The sequence below is a fragment of the Janibacter cremeus genome (assembly GCF_029395675.1).
Classification (GTDB): domain Bacteria; phylum Actinomycetota; class Actinomycetes; order Actinomycetales; family Dermatophilaceae; genus Janibacter; species Janibacter cremeus_A.
The window spans coordinates 891,451-910,334 of the sequence record NZ_CP115184.1 but is presented as its reverse complement, the minus strand read 5'-3'; the positions used below and the strand labels follow the sequence as shown (position 1 = coordinate 910,334).

18 protein-coding genes and 3 tRNA genes are annotated in these 18,884 nt (G+C 71.4%); 9 read left to right on the top strand and 12 right to left on the bottom strand.

The window, feature by feature from the left end; all coding sequences use genetic code 11:
* Window positions 1-116: 116 nt before the first annotated feature.
* From O9K63_RS04165 to O9K63_RS04155, 3 genes are all read right to left on the bottom strand, one after another.
* Window positions 117-191, bottom strand: a tRNA-Val gene (locus tag O9K63_RS04165).
* 42 nt (window positions 192-233) lie between these two features.
* A tRNA-Cys gene (locus O9K63_RS04160) sits at window positions 234-304 on the bottom strand.
* A 22-nt stretch (window positions 305-326) separates the two neighbouring features.
* Window positions 327-399 (bottom strand) — tRNA-Gly (locus O9K63_RS04155).
* A gap of 169 nt (window positions 400-568) precedes the next feature.
* On the opposite strand from O9K63_RS04155, the gene O9K63_RS04150 reads away from it, so the two are divergent.
* The gene (locus O9K63_RS04150; protein ID WP_277240819.1) at window positions 569-2,242 is read left to right on the top strand and encodes an acyl-CoA dehydrogenase family protein; all 1,674 of its coding nucleotides are present in this window, start codon (window positions 569-571) and stop codon (window positions 2,240-2,242) included.
* Window positions 2,243-2,254: 12 nt separating this feature from the next.
* Here O9K63_RS04150 and O9K63_RS04145 read toward each other — a convergent pair whose 3' ends face one another.
* On the bottom strand, window positions 2,255-3,130 hold the full coding sequence (locus O9K63_RS04145; RefSeq protein WP_277240817.1) for a PPK2 family polyphosphate kinase: 876 nt from the start codon (window positions 3,128-3,130) through the stop codon (window positions 2,255-2,257).
* Between the two features lie 45 nt (window positions 3,131-3,175).
* On the opposite strand from O9K63_RS04145, the gene O9K63_RS04140 reads away from it, so the two are divergent.
* Window positions 3,176-3,853 carry a dihydrofolate reductase family protein gene (locus O9K63_RS04140; RefSeq protein WP_277240816.1) on the top strand — a complete coding sequence of 226 codons (678 nt, stop codon included), beginning with the start codon at window positions 3,176-3,178 and terminating at the stop codon, window positions 3,851-3,853.
* Between the two features lie 22 nt (window positions 3,854-3,875).
* Here O9K63_RS04140 and O9K63_RS04135 read toward each other — a convergent pair whose 3' ends face one another.
* On the bottom strand, window positions 3,876-5,045 hold the full coding sequence (locus O9K63_RS04135; protein ID WP_277240815.1) for an alpha/beta hydrolase family protein: 1,170 nt from the start codon (window positions 5,043-5,045) through the stop codon (window positions 3,876-3,878).
* Window positions 5,046-5,124: 79 nt separating this feature from the next.
* Between O9K63_RS04135 and O9K63_RS04130 the strand changes: the two genes are divergently transcribed.
* Entirely contained in the window at window positions 5,125-6,150 is a 1,026-nt protein-coding gene (locus O9K63_RS04130) for an ATP-dependent DNA ligase (protein ID WP_277242255.1), read from the top strand.
* 14 nt (window positions 6,151-6,164) lie between these two features.
* On the opposite strand, the gene O9K63_RS04125 is transcribed toward O9K63_RS04130, so the two are convergent.
* Window positions 6,165-7,247, bottom strand: a complete 1,083-nt coding sequence (locus O9K63_RS04125; protein WP_277240814.1) for a DNA polymerase domain-containing protein — start codon at window positions 7,245-7,247, stop codon at window positions 6,165-6,167.
* 195 nt (window positions 7,248-7,442) lie between these two features.
* Between O9K63_RS04125 and thpD the strand changes: the two genes are divergently transcribed.
* Window positions 7,443-8,345 carry an ectoine hydroxylase gene (gene thpD / locus O9K63_RS04120; RefSeq protein WP_277240813.1) on the top strand — a complete coding sequence of 301 codons (903 nt, stop codon included), beginning with the start codon at window positions 7,443-7,445 and terminating at the stop codon, window positions 8,343-8,345.
* Window positions 8,346-8,442: 97 nt separating this feature from the next.
* Window positions 8,443-8,868 carry a peptide-methionine (R)-S-oxide reductase MsrB gene (msrB, locus tag O9K63_RS04115; RefSeq protein WP_431190385.1) on the top strand — a complete coding sequence of 142 codons (426 nt, stop codon included), beginning with the start codon at window positions 8,443-8,445 and terminating at the stop codon, window positions 8,866-8,868.
* 62 nt (window positions 8,869-8,930) lie between these two features.
* On the opposite strand, the gene O9K63_RS04110 is transcribed toward msrB, so the two are convergent.
* From O9K63_RS04110 to O9K63_RS04085, 6 genes are all read right to left on the bottom strand, one after another.
* Window positions 8,931-9,263: a class I SAM-dependent methyltransferase gene (locus tag O9K63_RS04110; protein WP_277240809.1), complete on the bottom strand. Its 333-nt coding sequence runs from the start codon at window positions 9,261-9,263 to the stop codon at window positions 8,931-8,933.
* 31 nt (window positions 9,264-9,294) lie between these two features.
* On the bottom strand, window positions 9,295-10,206 hold the full coding sequence (locus O9K63_RS04105) for a type IV toxin-antitoxin system AbiEi family antitoxin domain-containing protein (protein WP_277240807.1): 912 nt from the start codon (window positions 10,204-10,206) through the stop codon (window positions 9,295-9,297).
* A gap of 208 nt (window positions 10,207-10,414) precedes the next feature.
* Window positions 10,415-11,134: a hydrogen peroxide-dependent heme synthase gene (gene hemQ, locus O9K63_RS04100; protein WP_277240805.1), complete on the bottom strand. Its 720-nt coding sequence runs from the start codon at window positions 11,132-11,134 to the stop codon at window positions 10,415-10,417.
* Window positions 11,131-12,543 carry a protoporphyrinogen oxidase gene (hemG, locus tag O9K63_RS04095; protein ID WP_277240803.1) on the bottom strand — a complete coding sequence of 471 codons (1,413 nt, stop codon included), beginning with the start codon at window positions 12,541-12,543 and terminating at the stop codon, window positions 11,131-11,133. Before hemG ends, hemQ begins: the two co-directional genes overlap by 4 nt.
* A complete protein-coding gene (gene hemE / locus O9K63_RS04090; RefSeq protein ID WP_277240801.1) occupies window positions 12,543-13,586 on the bottom strand; it encodes a uroporphyrinogen decarboxylase in 1,044 nt (347 codons plus the stop codon). Before hemE ends, hemG begins: the two co-directional genes overlap by 1 nt.
* 56 nt (window positions 13,587-13,642) lie before the next feature.
* On the bottom strand, window positions 13,643-14,476 hold the full coding sequence (locus O9K63_RS04085; RefSeq protein WP_277240799.1) for a DMT family transporter: 834 nt from the start codon (window positions 14,474-14,476) through the stop codon (window positions 13,643-13,645).
* Window positions 14,477-14,546: 70 nt separating this feature from the next.
* Between O9K63_RS04085 and O9K63_RS04080 the strand changes: the two genes are divergently transcribed.
* The 4 genes from O9K63_RS04080 to O9K63_RS04065 all read left to right on the top strand — a co-directional run bounded on the left by O9K63_RS04080 (window position 14,547) and on the right by O9K63_RS04065 (window position 18,876).
* Window positions 14,547-15,128: a DUF3000 domain-containing protein gene (locus O9K63_RS04080; protein WP_277240797.1), complete on the top strand. Its 582-nt coding sequence runs from the start codon at window positions 14,547-14,549 to the stop codon at window positions 15,126-15,128.
* On the top strand, window positions 15,125-16,360 hold the full coding sequence (locus tag O9K63_RS04075) for an HRDC domain-containing protein (protein ID WP_277240795.1): 1,236 nt from the start codon (window positions 15,125-15,127) through the stop codon (window positions 16,358-16,360). The genes O9K63_RS04080 and O9K63_RS04075 overlap by 4 nt, the downstream gene beginning before the upstream one ends.
* Window positions 16,361-16,579: 219 nt before the next feature.
* On the top strand, window positions 16,580-17,278 hold the full coding sequence (locus O9K63_RS04070) for a helix-turn-helix domain-containing protein (RefSeq protein ID WP_346771044.1): 699 nt from the start codon (window positions 16,580-16,582) through the stop codon (window positions 17,276-17,278).
* A 56-nt stretch (window positions 17,279-17,334) separates the two neighbouring features.
* Window positions 17,335-18,876, top strand: coding sequence for a helix-turn-helix domain-containing protein (locus O9K63_RS04065; RefSeq protein WP_277240791.1), 1,542 nt, complete (start codon window positions 17,335-17,337; stop codon window positions 18,874-18,876).
* Window positions 18,877-18,884 lie beyond the last annotated feature (8 nt).

Here is an 18,884-nt window from a genome sequence, read left to right as displayed (position 1 = left end):
CCCGCTCGCCGCGACATGACACGTCCGGGTGCGGCGACCCACCGCGAGCCACGGCACCCCCCGGGCACGACGAAGGCCCCCGACCGGCGTCGCCGCTGGTCGGGGGCCTCCCGTGCTGGTGGGCGATACTGGGTTTGAACCAGTGACCTCTTCCGTGTCAAGGAAGCGCGCTACCGCTGCGCCAATCGCCCGAGACTGTGCACTCACAGCTCCATGCAGGCTCTGCATGGTCGAGGTGGAGACGGGATTTGAACCCGTGTAGACGGCTTTGCAGGCCGTTGCCTCGCCTCTCGGCCACTCCACCAATGAAGGCGGTGAACCTTCCGAGCGGATGACCGGCCTCGAACCGGCGACCTCAACCTTGGCAAGGTTGCGCTCTACCAACTGAGCTACATCCGCACTCACGCTTGCCGCTTCTCTGCGTCGGCGTGCTGTGGAAGATTAGCCCATAGCTTCCGCCAATTCCAAACTGGGCGTGGGCACCGGCCGACTCGCCCGGAATGCCGGGGGACGCGACCCCCGAGGAGGCCCGTTCCCACCCCGCGGACCCCACTCGTAGGCTGCACCCATGCCCACGCACGAGGTGACCAACCAGCCCCCACCCCTGGGCGGCCAGGACGTCTTCTCCACGGACCCGGCGCTCGTGGAGGGGGTGGCCCGCTGGGTCCCCGCCGCGCAGCACGAGACGTCGGTGGACGAGCTGACCGCACTCGGCCTCCTCGCAGGCTCCGAGGAGGCCGCTGGCTGGGCCGACCGCGCCCACCGCAACACCCCGCGGCTGGTCACCCACGACCGCTTCGGCCACCGCGTCGACGAGGTCGAGTTCGACCCCGGCTGGCACGAGCTGATGCGTACCGCCGCCGGCGCCGGTCTCACCGGCGAGGCATGGACACAGCGTGAAGGGAGCGGTGCACACGTGCGCCGGGCGGCCGGCCTGATCACCTGGAGCCAGGTCGAGCCGGGCCACATCTGCCCGATCACGATGACCAACGCCGCCGTCCCCGCCCTTCGCCACTCACCCGAGCTCGCGGCACGGTGGGAGGAGAAGCTGGCCTCCCGGGACTACCACTTCGGACTGCGCGAGGCGGGGACGAAGTCCGGTGTCATCGCCGGCATGGGGATGACCGAGAAGCAGGGCGGCTCGGACGTGCGGGCGAACACCACCCACGCGGTCGCTGCGCCCGGCGGGCCGATGACCGGGCAGACCTACCGACTGAGCGGGCACAAGTGGTTCTGCTCGGCGCCCATGAGCGATGTCTTCCTCGTGCTGGCCAAGACCACTCCCGACGCCGCCCCGAGCTGCTTCCTCGTACCCCGAGTCCTCGAGGACGGGACACGCAACCCCTTCGCCCTACAGCGGTTGAAGGACAAGCTCGGCGACCGCTCCAACGCCTCCTCCGAGGTCGAGCTCGACGGCACCTGGGGCGCGCTCGTCGGCGAGGAGGGTCGCGGGGTCCGCGCGATCATCGACATGGTCGCCACGACCCGGCTGGACTGCATCCTCGGCTCGGCCGCGACGATGCGCGCGTCCCTGACGCGGGCGGTCCACCACACGCAGCACCGCGTCGCCTTCGGGCGCGCCCTCGTCGACCAGCCGCTCATGCGCAACGTCCTCACCGACCTCGCCCTCGAGTCCGAGGCCGCCACCCTGCTCGGGCTGCGTCTGGCCCACGCGCTCGACGAGGGTGACACCGAGCTGACCCGGCTCGGGGTCGCGGTCGGCAAGTACTGGGTCTGCAAGCGCGCCTCGACCTTCACCGCGGAGGCCATGGAGTGCCTCGGCGGCAACGGCTACGTCGAGGAGCACGGCATGGCCCGGCTCTACCGGCAGGCTCCCCTGAACTCGATCTGGGAGGGCTCGGGCAATGTCAACGCGCTGGACGTGCTCCGGGCAATCGCCAAGGAACCGGCCTCGCTCATGGCGCTGCTCAAGGAGGCCTCCGTCGCCCGCGGACAGCTTCCCGTCCTCGACGCCGCACTGGACGACCTCGAGCGCGACTGCAGCGAGCTCGGGGGGCAGGACGCCGAGCGGGTGGCGATGGGCTCGCGGCAGCTCGTCGAGCGCCTCGCGCTGGCCCTGCAGGCGAGCCTCATGGTCGCCCACTCCCCCGGCGACATGGCCGAGGCCTTCGTGGCCTCGCGCCTGGGCGGGGCCAAGACGATCAACTTCGGCACCCTGGATCCCGACCTCGTCACCCTGGCCGGGGCCACCGCCATCCACCGGGCCTCGGCATCCGTGTAGCCGTCGGAGCGGTCAGGACCTCCTGAGCCGCTTCTGCTGCTCCTCGACGTCGAAGTGCGCCGCCGGCCACTGCAGGTCCAGTGCCTCGAGGTGCTCCTTGAGCAGGTTCATCACGGCCAGCCGGGCGTACCACTTGCGGTCCGCCGGCACGACGTACCACGGGGCGATGCCGGTGGAGCACCGGTCGATCGCGATGCGATAGGCCTCCTGGTACTCGTCCCAGTGGGCGCGCTCGTCGATGTCGCCGGGGCTGAACTTCCAGTACTTGTCCGGCCGCTCGAGCCGCTCGGCCAGGCGCTCCTTCTGCTCGTCCTTGCTGATGTGCAGCATCACCTTGATGATCGTCGCGCCCGAGCCGGCCACGTCCTCCTCGAAGGTGTTGATCTGCGTGTAGCGACGTGACAGCTGCGTCCTGGGCACGAGGTCGTGGACGCGCGCGACGAGGACGTCCTCGTAGTGGCTACGGTCGAAGACACCGATCTGCCCGGGCTGCGGGAGGGCCTTGCGGATGCGCCAGAGGAAGGAGTGCTCCAGCTCCTCGTCCGTCGGCGCCTTGAACGCGGTGATCGCCACGCCCTGGGGGTCGACGTTGCCGACGACGTGACGCATCACGCCGCCCTTGCCGGCGGTGTCCATGCCCTGGATGACCAGCAGGATGCTGCGTCGACCCCCGGTGGTCGCCTCGGCGAAGAGCCGCTCCTGCAGGTCCGAGACGGGCTTGGCCAGATCAGCCAGCGCCTCCTTGCCCTTCGTCTTGCCGCCGTCGAAGATCGGGGTGGCGCGGGTGTCGATGGCGGCCGGGTCGGAGCCCGGCTCCACGCGCAGGGCATCCCGGTACGGCGTGCTCGAGGAGGTCTTCTTCGTGCCCGACTTCGTGTCCTTGCCCATCCGTCGATCATGTCAGCCACGGCCCTCGTGGGGCAGACTCGCGGCATGCGCGTCCTGACCTGTGACCACGCCGCCGCCCGCGTCTCCCCCGGTGACGAGCTCACCAGCGACGACCTCGATGCCCTCTACGCCGCAGCGGGGCCGCTCCTGCGGCTGAACTTCGTCACCACGCTCGACGGGGCGGCAACCGGTCCCGACGGCCGCTCGGGGACGATCAACTCCGCGGCCGACCACCGTGGCTTCACGGCGATGCGCCGGGCGGCCGATGTCCTCCTCGTCGGGGCAGGGACGGTGCGGGCCGAGGAGTACGGCCCGGCCCGTCTCCCCGTCGTCGTCGTCTCGGGCCATCCCGAGCTGCCGGACTCCGTGCGGGGGCAGGAGGGCGTGGTCCTCGCGACGACCGCGGCCTCGGGTGCCACCGCGAGCGAGTCGGTCTGGATCTGCGGGCAGGACGGCGTCGACCTGCCCCGGCTGCTCGGGCGCGTGCGTCGGGAGATCGGTCCCCACGTGCTCAGCGAAGGGGGTCCCACGCTCGCCGCCGAGCTGGTCGCCCTCGGCCTCGTCGACGAGCTCGCCCTGTCCTGGACGCCGAATCTCGTCGGCGGTGCCCGAGGGGACCACCCGCGTCTGCTCGACGGCGCCGATGTCGACGTCGACCTCACCTGCCGCCACCTGCTCGAGGAGGACGGGACCCTGCTCGGCCTCTGGTGCCCGGTGCGCTGACCCCCGCTCGACGTGCGGGAGGTCAGCGGACGAAGTCGGCGACCACGGCGTTCCAGCGCCGCGGATCGACATTCCACTCCTTGCAGTGCCGCGCGAGCGACCAGGGCTCGAAGGTGATCAGGTCGGGCCGCACCTGCGCGAGCGACTCGCTCGGCCCCACGGGCACGAACTCGTCGTCGCGCGAGTGGATGAGGAGCATCGGATGGTGCAGCTCCTCGGCCCGGGCGACCCAGTCCGTCCTGGCGACGTCGACGCTCTCCGAGACCCCGACGAGGCGCTTGGCCCAGTGCTGCCCCATCAGGGCACTGCCCAGGTGGGAGACGGGTGCGGGGACGCGGTGCAGGTCCGCGTGGTGCTTGAGCACGTCACCCCAGTCGACGACGGGGCCGTCGAGCACGGCCCGCGAGACGACGCTGGAGAGGGGCGAGCGGTCGAGGAACTGCAGCACGATCGCGCCGCCCATGGACCACCCGACGAGGACGATCTCCTGGGCACCACGGGCCACGGCCAGCGAGACGGCGTCCTCGATGTCGCGCCACTCCGACAGGCCGAGGTTGTAGCGCCCGTCGGGCCCCACCGGCGCCTCGCCGTCGTTGCGGTAGCTCGGCACCAGGCAGGTCAGGCCCGCCTCGTGCAGCGCGGGGATGGCCCGGATCGCCTCGATGCGCTGGGCGCCGCGACCGTGGACGAGGATCGCCCAGCGGTCACCGGTGCCGTGCGGGGCCGGCGTGATCCAGGCGGGCATCGGCCCGAGCCCGGCGGGGACGACCACGTCCTCGGTCGGCAGGCCGAGGTCGGTCTGCGGGTCGCGTCCCCAGTAGTAGCCGTTGAAGCGAGCGGGACCCGGCTGCAGCGTCCCGCGGTCCACCCCGAGGAGCTCGCGGCGCACCCGCTGGCGCCGGTGGTCGACCTCGAGGACGCCGCCCACGCGGGCATGACCCCTGCCGCCGTCGAGCCAGAGCCCGTAGCGGCCGGGGACGAGGATGTCATCGGTGCCCGAGAGCGTGACGCTGTCGGAGTGCACGACGTGGACGACGGTGTCGTCGGGGCGGATCGGGTCCGGGGTGAGGACGCGGCGGGCGAAGTAGGTCGCTCCCCCGACCCAGACGGAGCCGGCTCCCACGAGCGCGGACGCGGCGGCGACGGACCCGTAGGTCACTGCGCGCTCGGCCACGGTCCTCGTCGTCGTCACGGGACCATGGTCTCAAATCCGGGACGAAAGGGGCAGAATGTGACGAGTGACACCCCTTCCCGACCTCGACCTGTCCCCGATGCTCGCCAAGGCCGTCACGGAGGTGCCGGCGAGCGACGCCGTCGACGGGGGGTACTCCTACGAGCCGAAGTGGGACGGGTTCCGGTGTCTCGTCGTCAAGGACGGCGACGACGTCGAGCTGGCCAGCCGCGGCAAGAAGCCCCTCACCCGGTACTTCCCCGAGCTCGTCGACGCCTGCCGCGAGCACCTGCCCGACCGGGTCGTGATCGACGGCGAGATCGTCGTCCGCAGCGGTGAGCCGGGGGCGCAGCGGCTGGACTGGGAGGCACTCGGCCAGCGGATCCACCCAGCCGCGTCGCGCATCACCACGCTGTCCGCGCAGACACCGGCGGAGCTCATCGCCTTCGACCTGCTGGCCCTCGGCGACGAGGACGTGACCGGGTCCCCCTTCGCCCGCCGTCGGGAGCAGCTCGAGTCGGTCTTCACCGCGATGGCGAAGGGGGCGCCGCTGCACCTGACGAGGGTGACGCGGGACGCGGACGAGGCACGCGACTGGTTCGTGCGTTTCGAGGGCGCCGGGCTGGACGGGGTCGTGGCCAAGGCGCTCACCTCGACGTACCAGCCGGGCAGACGCACGATGCTCAAGATCAAGCACAAGCGCACCGCGGAGGCGGTCGTCACCGGCTACCGCGTGCACAAGTCCGGGCAGGGCGTCGGCTCGCTGCTGCTCGGCCTCTACGACGGTGACCAGCTCTTCAACGTCGGTGGGATCGCGGCCTTCACGGCGAAGCGGCGTCTGGAGCTCGTGGACGAGCTCGAGCCGCTCGTGCGACGGGACGCGGACGGCTCGGTCGAGCACGCCGAGACCGACCGGTCACGCTTCTCCTCGGGCAAGGACGTCTCGTTCGTGCCGCTGCACCCCGAGCGGGTGGTCGAGGTCGCCTTCGACCAGCTCGAGGGGCACCGCTTCCGGCACACGGTGCAGTTCCTGCGCTGGCGGCCCGACCGCGATCCGGAGTCGTGCACGCTGGACCAGATCGACCGGGCCGCGGCCTACGACCTGGGCGAGGTCCTCGCCGACTGAGGGGTCGCGGGGGCTCAGCCCTCGATCCGGTTGCCCTCCTCGTCCCAGTGCTCGGCGACCTTCTTGCTCGGCTGCACCCGTGGGGGCTCGCCGGGCATCTTGGGGTAGTCGGGCGGGAAGCTCAGCTCGCCACCGGGCAGGGTCTCCCACAGCTCGAGCAGCGGATCCAGCGAGTGGCCCCGCTCGTCCATGTCGATCCACGGGTCGCCGTCGGCGAGGTGGTCGAGGACCGTGGTCAGGTTGTACTCGCGCGGGTCGGTGACGGCCGCGAGCTGCTCCCACGTCATCGGCGTGCTCACGGGTGCGCCGGGCCGCGCCCGCAGGCTCCAGGCCCCGGCGATCGTGCGGTCGCGGTTGTTCTGGTTGTAGTCGACGAAGATCCGCTCGCCGCGCTCCTCCTTCCACCAGGCCGTCGTCACCCCCTCGTCACGCCGCTCGAGCTCGCGGCCGAACCCGATCGCCGCGTGCCGCACCTCCTCGAAGGACCACCGGGGCTCGATGCGCACGTAGATGTGGATCCCGCGGTTGCCGCTCGTCTTGGGGTAGCCCCGCAGACCGAGCTCCTCCAGCAGCTCGCGGGCGAGCCCGGCGACCCGTTGCGCGTCGGCGAAGTCGGTGCCCTCCTGCGGGTCGAGGTCGATCCGCAGCTCGTCCGGGTGGTCGACGTCGGGCCGCCGCACCGGCCAGGGATGGAAGGTCAGGGTGCCCATGTGCGCCGCCCAGACCAGCGCCGCCGGCTCCGTCGGGCACAGCTCGGCGGCCGTGCGTCCGCTCGGGAAGGTGATGTCGACGGTCTCGACGTAGTCGGGCGCGCCCCGGGGAAGCCTCTTCTGGTAGAAACCGTCGGCGTCGCCGTCCTTGGGCCCGACCGCCAGGCGCATCCCCTCGCGCCAGCCGTCCGGCCAGCGCTCCATGGCGGTGGGACGCTCACCGATCGTGCGCATCATCGTCGCGCCGACGGCGGCGACGTACTCGCAGACCTCGAGCTTGGTGATCGCAGGGGTGCGGGCGGTCTCCTCGTACACGACCCGATCGGGGCTCGAGACCCGTACCTCCCGCTCCCCTGCCGTCACGACTGCCGCCGGTGTCCTGGCCATGCCGCCAGCCTATGGGCTCTGCGGACGAAAGAAGCGGGCCCGGGCCCTCATGACCTCTCGTCCGCCGGGTAGGAGGTGGTTGCGCCGCAGGGCGCAGATTGGCAATCTGCCGACAGGGAGCAAGTCCCCCTCGTCGACAACAAAACACGAAGACCGGCACCACCGAAGGCCGGATTGAGCGAAAGGGATCTGCAAGTGATCACGGGAACTCAAACCGCAAGCACGACAACGATCGACGTCTATCGGACCCGTCTGGCCGACCGCAGCCAGATCGAGCCGCGCTCCCACTCCGTGGTGTGGAACCAGGAGGCCCCGGGCCCACTGTCGCGGGACCAGCTGCGCGGTTACGACCAGCGCGGATACCACACGGCCGACTCGATCCTCTCCGAGGACGACATCGCCACCTGCCTGTCCGAGGTGGGGACCATCACCGACCGTCTCGGCGAGGACGAGCGGATCATCCGCGAGCGTTCCAACGGTGACGTGCGCTCGATCTTCGCCGTCCACCGGCTCAGCGACGCGATCGCCGAGATCGTGGGCCGCGAGGAGATCGTCGGGGTGGCCCGTCAGATCCTCGGCGACGACGTCTACGTCCACCAGAGCCGGATGAACCTCAAGCCGGGCTTCGCCGGCGGGCCGTTCTACTGGCACAGCGACTTCGAGACCTGGCACGCGGAGGACGGCATGCCCACCCCGCGCGCCCTGAGCGTCTCGCTCGCGCTGACACCGAACTACGAGACCAACGGCGCGTTGATGATCATCCCCGGGTCGCACAAGCAGTTCGTCAGCTGTGTCGGGGAGACGCCCGACGGCTACCACCGCGAGTCGCTGAGCTCCTACCGCCCGCCCTTCGGCACCCCCGACGAGGAGGACGTCACGCGGCTGGCACAGGAGCACGGGATCGACATGATCACCGGCCCCGCCGGATCGGCGCTGTACTTCGACTCCAACTGCATGCACGCCTCGGCCGGCAACATCTCGCCGGACCCGCGCAGCAACCTCTTCGTCGTGTTCAACGCCGTCTCCAACCGGCTGCAGGAGCCCTTCGCGGCCTCCGCCCCGCGACCGGAGTACCTGGCGCACCGGGACATCGACTGATCCCCGGGCGACCACCCGCGCGCCGCGGCCCCCGGATGATCTCCGGGGGCCGCGGCGTTGCATGATGGAGACAGCGACGATCAAGGAGTTTGCGATGATGGAGCCCACCGGCCGCGACTACGCCGTGAGCAAGACCGAGGAGGAGTGGCGCCAGGAGCTCGGCCCGGAGGAGTACTCCGTGCTCCGCGCCGCCGGGACGGAGCGTCCCTTCACCGGCGAGTACAACGAGACCACGACGGAGGGCGTCTACGCCTGCCGCGCCTGCGGCGCCGAGCTGTTCACCTCGGACACGAAGTTCTCGAGCCACTGCGGGTGGCCCTCCTTCTACTCCCCCCTCGCCGGGGACCGCGTCGAGTACATCGAGGACGACTCCCTGCCGGGTCGCCCACGCGTGGAGGTCCGCTGCGCCAACTGCGGCAGCCACATGGGCCACGTCTTCGAGGGCGAGGGGTACGACACCCCCACCGACCAGCGGTACTGCATCAACTCGATCTCGATGACGCTGCGCCCCGCGCAGGGCTGAGTCGCCTCAGCTGTCCCCCGATTATCGGGTGACCCGATAAACCCCCGGTCCGCAAGGGTTCCTTACTCCTGCTGACCGGGGGTTTCTCTTGCCATGTCCCCGGCCATGTCCCCGATGGTCACCGGCAGCTCGTCAGACGTCACCTTCGTCCGTAGTTGCTCGATCATGGGTGCCGACAGCTCTATCCCGCCGAACGGGACCCCCTTCGCCACGAGCGGGACGGCGATCCGGCCGGTGCCGATCGCGAACGCCAGTGCGCGTCCACCGCCCGCGAGCGCCGTCAGCGCCTCGACAGCCGGCCCGACGACCTCCGGGGCGGGCCTTGCATCGATGTGGTCGTGGTGCTGCGCCTGCTCGGCCGTCCACACGTCACTGCTCGTCGCACCTCCGGCCACCGCTGGACCACGTATCCGGCCCAGCGAATTCCTACGCCGCGGCCATGAGCGCCGCCGACACGGCGGCGACGATGCGCTCTGAGTGGAACAGGTCGGCCCAGGTCACCCGCACCAGGACGTAACCGAGGGCTCGAAGGCGGTCCTCACGCTTCTTCTCTCGGAAGAGCGCGTCGACTCCCCCGTCCGTGTATTTCACCTTGCCGTCGAACTCGATCAGCACCCTTGTCCCCTCGATGCCCAGATCGGCCCGGGCGATGATCTCACCGTGCCGGTCGACGATCGGGACCTGTGAGGCGACCTGCCATCCGGCCGCACGCAAGATGACCCGGGTGACGCTCTCACCGAGCGACTCCGCATCACCGTCCGACCACTCCAGCGCGCATCTCACGCGCGACGAGAGCGGCCATCGCCGGACGAGCTCGTAGGCGGCGTCGAGGGCGTGCGTGGTCGCCGCCCGCCGCTGCAGGGCTGCGTCGATCGATGCCACGCCCGCAGTGATGCCGTGATCGATGGTCATCTGGACGAGCGCCGTCGCCAGGTCCGTCGCAGGTCCCCACGGTGTCGCCATCGGCTCATGACGAAGGGGGCGGATGCGCAGGTGCTCCGTCCGTGCTTCGCGGACGATGGCTCGCGCGATGTCCGAGGGGACGACCGGCACCTCGAAGAGTGGGATCCCGTGGGCGGCGACAGCCGTGGCGCCGATCATTACCGCATCGGGGTAGGTGCGTAGTGCGGCCCGGGCGAGGAGTTGACGGTGCTCTTCCCTCGTCCACGTGCCGGGCGCGGTGTAGGCGCCGCGGCAGATGCGGATGATGAGCCCACGCCGGAGGGCCGCCGTGAGCACCTCGTCGCTCAGACCCACCCCCAGAGCGTCCTGACGGGTAAAGATCGCGTCGGGCAGGGCAAGGAGCTCGCTGAAGAGGGAGGGAACCACGTCGATCATGGGTGCCACAGTGGCCCGCACCCGACATGTCTGCTGTGAGCACGCCGCGGTCTGTGGATTCCTGCACGGGTCGGCGTGGATGTGGAGGACGAAAGTCCTCCAGGAACTCTGCATGAGAAACCCCCGGTCCGCAGGAGTAACAAACTCGCGCGAACCAGGGGTTTATCGGGTGACCCGATATTCGAGGGGCGGGTGGGAAAGCAGCGCGTCAGCGCAGGCCCTCCACGAGCCGGTCGACGCTCACCCGGGGACCGGTGAAGAAGGGGACCTCCTCGCGCACGTGCAGGCGGGCGCGGGAGGCGCGCAGCTCACGCATGAGGTCGACGATGCGGTGCAGCTCGTCGGCCTCGAAGGCCAGGATCCACTCGTAGTCGCCCAGGGCGAAGGCGGGGACGGTGTTGGCGCGCACGTCGGGGTAGTCGCGGGCCATGGCGCCGTGCTCGGCGAGCATGGCGCGCCGCTCCTTCTCGTCGATGACGTACCAGTCGTAGGAGCGCACGAAGGGGTAGACGCACACGTAGTCACGCACCGGCTCGCCGGCCATGAAGGCGGGCACGTGGCTGCGGTTGAACTCGGCCTGGCGGTGGCATGCGACGTTGGACCACACCGGCTCGAGGTGCGCCCCCAGCTCGGTGCGCAGCAAACGCTTGTACGCGTCCTGGAGGAGCTCGACCTCGTCGGCGTGCCACCAGATCAGCAGGTCGGCGTCGGCACGCAGGCCGGCGACGTCGTAGACCCCACGGACGGTGACGCCGCTCTCGGTCACCGCGGCGATCAGCTCCTCGACCTCGCTCGCGAGCGCGGCCCGGTCGGCATCGCCCAGCGGTGTCGTCAGGGCGAAGACGGAGAACATCGCGTAGTGCACGGACGAGTTGATCGCCTCCAGCTGCTCGCGGTCGGGCTTGGCGGGTGCGGGGCGAGTGGTCATCGCTGCTCCTGTCGGGTGGGGGTCGAAGGGGGGAACGTGGACGAGATCGTGCTCGCGGTCCGGGCCGCGCCGTCCAGGACGGCCGCGATGCCCACCCCGTCGTAGGCGGCGCCGACGAGCTCGAGCCCCGGCAGCCCGGTGACGTCCGCGCGTGTCGTGGCGACCCTGCCAGTGTGCCCGAGGTCGTACTGGGGCAGTCCCCCGCCCCAGCGCTGCACGTGCGCCTCGACCGGCTGCGGCAGCCGTGTCCCGAGCGCCTGCCCGACCTCGTCGAGCGCGACGGCACGCAGCTCCTCGTCGCTGCGCTGCAGGCTCGCGACCTCACCGGCCCGGCCGATCGACGCACGCAGGAGGGTCACCTCGGAGGACGCGTCGCGCACCCAGGCCCACTTGGCGGCGGAGAAGGTCGCGGCCTTGATCGTGTGCCCGTCGACGGCAGGGACGAGGAAGCCGCTACCGGGCAGCGTCGGCAGCTGCGCGCTCGGCAGGGCGAGCGTGACGACGGCCATCGACGCGTACTCGATGCCGGCCAGCGCACGGGAGGCGGCAGGGGCGTGGTCGGCGAGGAGCCGCGACGTCGGTGCGGCCGGGGTGGCGAGGACGACTGCGTCCGCGTCGTGGGTCACCGGGTCGATGGTCGGCCCGGTCACCACGCGCCACCCCGTGGACGTGCGGTCCAGCCCGCGGGCGATGGTCTGCGGCAGGATGATGCCGCCGGCAGCCGTGATGGCAGCGGCGAGGGCGTCCGTGAGCGTGCTGAGGCCACCGGCGAGTCCCATGACCCGCGGCCTCGGAGGCGTCACCGGCTCCGGCAGGAGGGCCGCGACCGCATCGGGCATGGACCGCCCTTCGTCCATCGCCGACCACAGCCCCGGCATGGTCGCCCGCAGGGACAAGGCATCGACCCGGCCGGCGTAGACCCCACCCAGCAGCGGCTCGACGACCCGGTCGACCACCGCCCGGCCGTACACGCTCGCGACCGCGTCGGCGACCGACACGTCCCCGTCGAGGGCGAAGGGGGCCGGTCCCGCCGCCCGGGCGACCTCACCGTCGGTCAGGAGTCCACCGAGGTCGGTCTCGCCGGAGGGGATGCCGAGGTAGCTGCGCGCCGGGACGTGGTGGCGTGCACCGCGCGACCAGATGGTGGCCGGGACCGGCTCGGGGTGGACCAGGCGGTCGGCCAGTCCCACGTCGGTGATCAGCTCGCGCGCCACCCGGCTGCTCGCGACGACCGACTCGGCACCGACGTCGACGGTGACCCCGCCGACCTCCGCGCCACGGATCTTGCCGCCCGGGCGCTCCCCCGCGTCGATGATCAGGACGTCGAGATCGGGCCGTTGCTCCAGCAGGTGGTGGGCCGTGGCCAGACCGGCGATGCCACCACCGACGACGATGACGCGAGGAGGCATCAACGCCCGCTGACCTCGTGGACCAGCTCGACGACGCGGGTGAGGACGACCGGGTCGGTGTCGGGCAGGACGCCGTGGCCGAGGTTGAAGATGTGCCCGGGCGCCGCGCGCCCCTCCGCGAGGATCCGGCGCACCTGGGCCTCGATGACCTCCCAGGGGGCGAAGAGCAGTGCCGGGTCGAGGTTGCCCTGGACCGGCTGGTCGCCGCCGACGCGCTCGATGGCTTCGGCGAGGGAGACGCGGTAGTCGACGCCGATGACCTCGGTCCCCGCGCCCGCCATGTCCACGAGCAGTTCCCCGGTACCCACCCCGAAGTGGATCCGTGGGACGTCTCGGTCCGCGAGCGCGGACAGCGTCGCCGTGCTGTGCGGCAGGACGTGGCGTCGGTAGTCGGCCTTGGAGAGGAACCCGGCCCAGGAGTCGAAGAGCTGGACGGCGCTCGCGCCGGCATCGACCTGCACCTGCAGGAAGGTCGCGGCGATCTGCGACAGGCGCGCGCACAGGTCGTGCCACAGCTGCGGGTCGCCGTGCATGAGCGCCTTGGTGTTCTCGTGGTTCTTGCTCGGCCCGCCCTCGATGAGGTACGAGGCCAGCGTGAAGGGGGCACCGGCGAAGCCGATGAGCGGTGTCGGCCCGAGCTCGAGCACGATCCGCCGGACGGACTCGGTGATGTCGCCGACCATGTCGGGGGTCAGCTCCGGGATGCGGTCGAGGTCCTCCCGGGAGCGGAAGGGCACGTCCAGCACCGGACCGATGCCCGGCTCGATGTCGATGTCGATGCCGACGGCCTCGAGCGGGACGACGATGTCGGAGAAGAAGATCGCGGCGTCCACGCGGTGGCGGCGCACCGGCTGCAGGGTGATCTCGGTGACGAGGTCGGGGGTGCGGCAGGCCTCCATCATCGTGGTGCCGGCCCGCAGCTCGCGGTACTCCGGGAGGGAGCGGCCGGCCTGGCGCATGAACCACACCGGGGTGTGCGGGACGGACTCGCCCCGGGCCGCGCGGACCAAGGGGCTGTCGGAGGGCGAGGCTGCGGTGTTCACGCCCCCGATCCTCCCATGCAGGGTGGCGCGTCCCGGCCCCGGGCGAAGGGGGCGGGTCAGCTCGCGATGAGGGCGATACCCGCCAGTGCGGCGGCCACCCCGACGACCTGGACGGGCCGCAGACGCTCGCGCAGCAGCAGCCACGCGAGCAGGATCGTCGTCACGGGGTAGAGCGAGGCGAGCACCCCGGCGATGCTCAGGTGCCCCCGGGTCGTCGCCATGCTGAAGAGTGCGGTCGCCGAGAGGTCGGCGACCCCCACGACGACCACCCCCGGGACCAGACCTCGGGGGATGCGCCACCGGGTCGTCAGCACCACGGCGAGCAGCAGGAAGACACCCACCGAGGCCACCCGCATCGCCCACAGGGTGTGCAGCCCCGAGACCCGGCTGCCGAGGTCGACGCAGGCCATCGCCGTCCCGAGCCCGAGCGCCGCGAGGACGGCGTAGAGGATCGAGGTGGCGTCACCCCCTTCGCCGGCGCCCTCGACCTCCGGGCCGCTGGCGAGGACACCGCCGGCGATCGCCAGCAGGATGCCGGCGCCGAGCAGGACGGTCACGGGGTCGCCACGGACGAGGCCGACGAGCACGGGGACGAGGACCCCGAGACCGGCGATCGGCGTGACGATGCCCATGGGGCCGCGGGCCAGGCCGGTGTAGAGGGCGAGCAGGCCGGCGCCCTCGGCCACTCCCCCGATCGCGCCCCACAGCCACCACGGGCCCGGCGGCAGGGGCAGCCCGACCGCGAGGACGACCACGGAGATCGCGACCAGGGCCACGGCCTGGGAGCAGGTGACGACGGTTCGCGCCGGGAGCCGACCGGAGAGGAGCCCCGCGATGAAGTCCGAGGCACCCCACGTCACGGAGGCCGCGAGGGCGAGGACGATCGTCACGCGGGTAACGGTACGTCTCCCCCGGCGTGGCCTCCCGTCCGCACCGCCTCCGGCGACCTACCCTCACAGGGTGGCATCCCGACAGATCTCCGGTGCGCAGTCGCCCGACTTCGATCACGCCCTGCGCAGCGTGCACGAAGCACGGCTGCGTCCAGAGGTGCGCCTGACCGAGGTCCCGGCGCCGACCCGGCTCGCCCCCCAGGCCGTGGCGATGACCGCCGACATCGTCGACGCGTCGGACGGTGAGGACGTGGCCACCGGACGCTTCGTGCTGCTGCACGACCCGCAGGAGCCCGAGCCGTGGGGCGGTGCGTGGCGCGTGGTCACCTTCGCCCGGGCCGAGCTCGAGGCCGAGGTCGCGGGTGACCCGATGCTCGGTGCGGTCGGCTGGTCCTGGCTCACCGATGCACTCCAGTCCCACGGCATCGAGGCGCACAACCTCGCGGGGACCGTCACCCACGTGGTCTCCGAGTCCTTCGGGGACCTCGACGACCGCGAGCCCAGCGTCGAGATGGAGATCCGCGCCTCGTGGAGCCCCGCCGACGCGGAGGCCGGCGCTCACCTGTCCGCGTGGGTGGACATGCTGGGGACGGTCGGCGGGCTGCCCCCGCTGCCGGAGGGAGTCGTCGCACTTCCGGGGCGGCGCCGTTGAGCTCGGGACCGGCGAAGGGCAGGGAGGAGGAGTCCACGAAGGCACCCCTCCCGCTGCTCGCCGAACCCGCCGAGGGTGTCCCCGACGTCATCACGCGCGAGTCCGAGCTGATCGCGTGCGCGGACGCGATCTCGGCCGGCGTCGGACCTGTCGCCCTGGATGCCGAGCGCGCCTCCGGCTACCGCTACGGGCAGGCCGCCTACCTGGTGCAGCTGCGACGTGAGGGCTCGGGGACCTGGCTGATCGACCCGGTCTTCCTTCCCGACCTCCAGCCCGTCGACGAGGCGATCGGGACCGGTGAGTGGATCCTGCACGCAGCCACCCAGGACCTCGCCTGCCTGCGCGACGTCGGACTGGTGCCACGACAGATCTTCGACACCGAGCTCGGCGCCCGCCTGCTCGGGCTGCCCCGGGTGGGGCTGGCCGCCGTGATCGAGCACTATCTCGGGATCTCGTTGGCCAAGGAGCACTCGGCCGTCGACTGGTCCACCCGCCCCCTGCCGGAGCCATGGTTGCGTTATGCGGCCCTCGACGTCGAGGTGCTCACCGAGGTGCGCAACCTCATGGGAGCCGATCTCGCGGCACAGGGCAAGTCGGAGTGGGCGCGTCAGGAGTTCACCGCGCTCCTGGACTGGCGGCCCACCCAGCGCCAGGACCCGTGGCGACGGACCTCCGGCCTGCACAAGATCCGCCAGCCCCGCATCCTGGCCACCGTGCGCGAGCTGTGGTGGGAGCGCGACCGGATCGCCCGTGAGCGCGACACCTCCCCCGGGCGCGTGATCCCCGACGCGGCCCTGGTCGAGATCGCGCAGGCCGCGCCGGCGGGCCCGGGCGACCTGCCCCGCGGTCACCGCGCCATCCAGCGCAGCCAGCGTGCCTGGCTCGCCGCCGTCGAGCGCGCCCGTGAGCTGGGGGACGATGAGCTGCCGCCACCGACGCTGAAGTCGGACGGCCCCCCGCCGCAGCGCTCGTGGGCCAACCGCGACCCGCTCGCCGCGGAGCGGCTGACGGCGACCCGTGCCGCGCTCACGGCCTTCGCCGAGGAGCACACGATCCCGATCGAGAACGTCTGCTCCCCCGACCCGCTGCGGCGCGTAGTGTGGAGCCCGCCGAGCGAGCGGGGCACCGAGGGCTTCGCCGCGGCCCTCGCCGAGCACGGCGTGCGCCCGTGGCAGCAGGAGATCGTCGCGCCGCTGCTCGTCGCGGCCTTCGAGGCACACCCGGACGCGTAGGCAGGCGGGTCGCCGCCCGACGCATTGGCGGGCAGATAGCACCCCCCGCCCATCGGGCGGAAAGACAGTCCTTCCCGACGCTTGTGCCCTACCTCATCCCGTGGGACGTCCCACGGGATGAGGTAGGGCACAAGCCAGCAACACAGCTCATCGGCCCGCGTCCCCAGCCGACCGTGCACAGACAGCTGACGCACTCGCCCGGCGTCCACAGGCCCCGTGATGCGTCCCGTTCACTCCCGAGGGTCGGTCGACGATGGGGCCATGACCGCAGACCTTCCACGTGAGGACGAACTCCCTGACGAGTGCCCGTTCCCGTGCAACCTGTGTCCATCCCCGGGTGACTGCGAGGACTGCCTCGACTGCCTGGTGTGGCCCGAGACGGTTCCCGTGTACCCGATGCCGCCCTGGACTCCGAGGGCCAGGTCCTCACCGGTGCGGGCACGGGAGCTGGAGGAGGCTCGCAGAGGCCTCGACGTGGGCCGGCGGATCGGTCTCGTGCTCAGACGCGTGCGTCGTCGGGAGAGGCTCAGTCAGAGCGCCCTGGCAGCTCACGTGGGGTGGACGCCCTCGTCGCTGAACCGGGCCGAGCAGGACGCCTCGCCCATGTCCCTGGGCAGGGTGGACGGGCTCCTTCGCCGGGTGGGTCACCGCTTGGCCATCGTCGAGGTCGCCGACCGTCCTCCCGCCGCCGCTGCTACCGACCCCACCGCCCCTGTCACCGATGCCGATGTCGATGAGGTTCCCGACGAGGTCTGGGGTGCGGCCGACCTCATCGCCCGTGACCGGAGGGGGCGCCGGTTCCCTCCCTTCGCCCGGCTGACGTGGGAGGACCCGATGGACCGGGATCTCTACCGCCGTCACGGGGAGCCCCTGCCCGAGTGGACGTGGTGGAACCCCGGGCCGAGGTCCTCCCGGTGACACGCTGCGGCCCGCAGACCTGCGTGTGAACTCATATATGAGTTACGGTGGCAGGCATGTCTGATGACTACCTCGCCCGTATCGGCACGACCATCAAGGACGCACGACACCGCGCCGGCCTGTCCCAGGCCGACCTGGCCGTGCGCCTGGAGACGAGCCAGAGCGCAGTCACCCGCATCGAGGCCGGGGGCCAGAACCTCACCCTCGACAGCCTCGCCCGCATCAGCGAGGCCCTCGACACCGAGCTCGTCGCGCTGACCCGCACGTCGGGCTCCGGCGCCGTCCACCTCAAGGTGGAGGGTGGCCGTCGGCTCTCCGGCGCCATCGACGTCAAGACCAGCAAGAACGCCGCTGTGGCGCTGCTGTGCGCCTCCCTGCTCAACAAGGGCACGACGACCCTGCGCAACCTGGCCCGCATCGAGGAGGTCAACCGCATCCTCGAGGTCCTCGAGTCGATCGGCGTGCGGACCCGGTGGCTGCCGGACAGCGCCGACCTGGAGATCGTCCCGCCGGCGAGGTTCAACCTCGAGGCCATGGACGAGGAGGCGGCTCGGCGCACTCGCAGCGTCATCATGTTCCTCGGTCCGCTGCTGCACGAGTTCACCGACTTCCGCCTGCCCTACGCCGGCGGCTGCGACCTCGGCACCCGCACGGTCGAGCCGCACATGACCTCGCTGACGCACTTCGGTCTCGACGTGCAGGCCACCCAGGGCTGGTACGAGGCCCAGGTCGACCCGCAGGACGGTGCGGACCGCGCGATCGTCCTCACCGAGCGCGGCGACACCGTCACCGAGAACGCCCTCATGGCCGCCGCTCGCCACCCCGGGCGCACCACGATCCGCAACGCCTCGCCCAACTACATGGTCCAGGACCTGTGCTTCTTCCTCGAGCGGCTCGGCGTGAGGGTCGAGGGCATCGGCAGCACGACCCTCGTGGTCTCGGGCGTGCGCGACATCGACGTCGATGTCGAGTACTCCCCCAGCGAGGACCCGATCGAGGCGATGAGCCTCATCGCCGCCGCCGTGGTCACCGAGTCCGAGATCACGATCCGGCGCTGCCCGATCGAGTTCCTGGAGATCGAGCTGGCGACCCTCGCCGGCATGGGGATGAAGTACTCGATGACCGACGAGTACCAGGCCCACAACGGCCGCACCCGGCTCGTCGACATCACCACCCGGCCCGGGCCGCTGCGGGCACCGATCGACAAGATCCACCCCATGCCCTTCCCGGGTCTGAACATCGACAACCTGCCCTTCTTCGCCCTCATCGCCGCCTGCGCACACGGCACGACGACGATCCACGACTGGGTCTACGACAACCGGGCGATCTACCTGACCGAGCTGAACAAGGTCGGGGGCAAGGTCACCCTGCTGGACCCGCACCGCGTCCTCGTCGAGGGCCCGAGCCGGTGGCGCTCCAACGAGGTCACCTGCCCGCCGGCGCTGCGCCCCGGCGTCGTCGTCCTGCTGGCGATGCTCGCCGCGCCGGGCACCTCGTACCTGCGCAACGTCTACGTCATCCACCGCGGCTACGAGGACCTCGCCGAGCGGCTCAACGCCCTCGGCGCGAGCGTGCAGCCCTTCCGCGACATCGGCTGAGCCTGCAG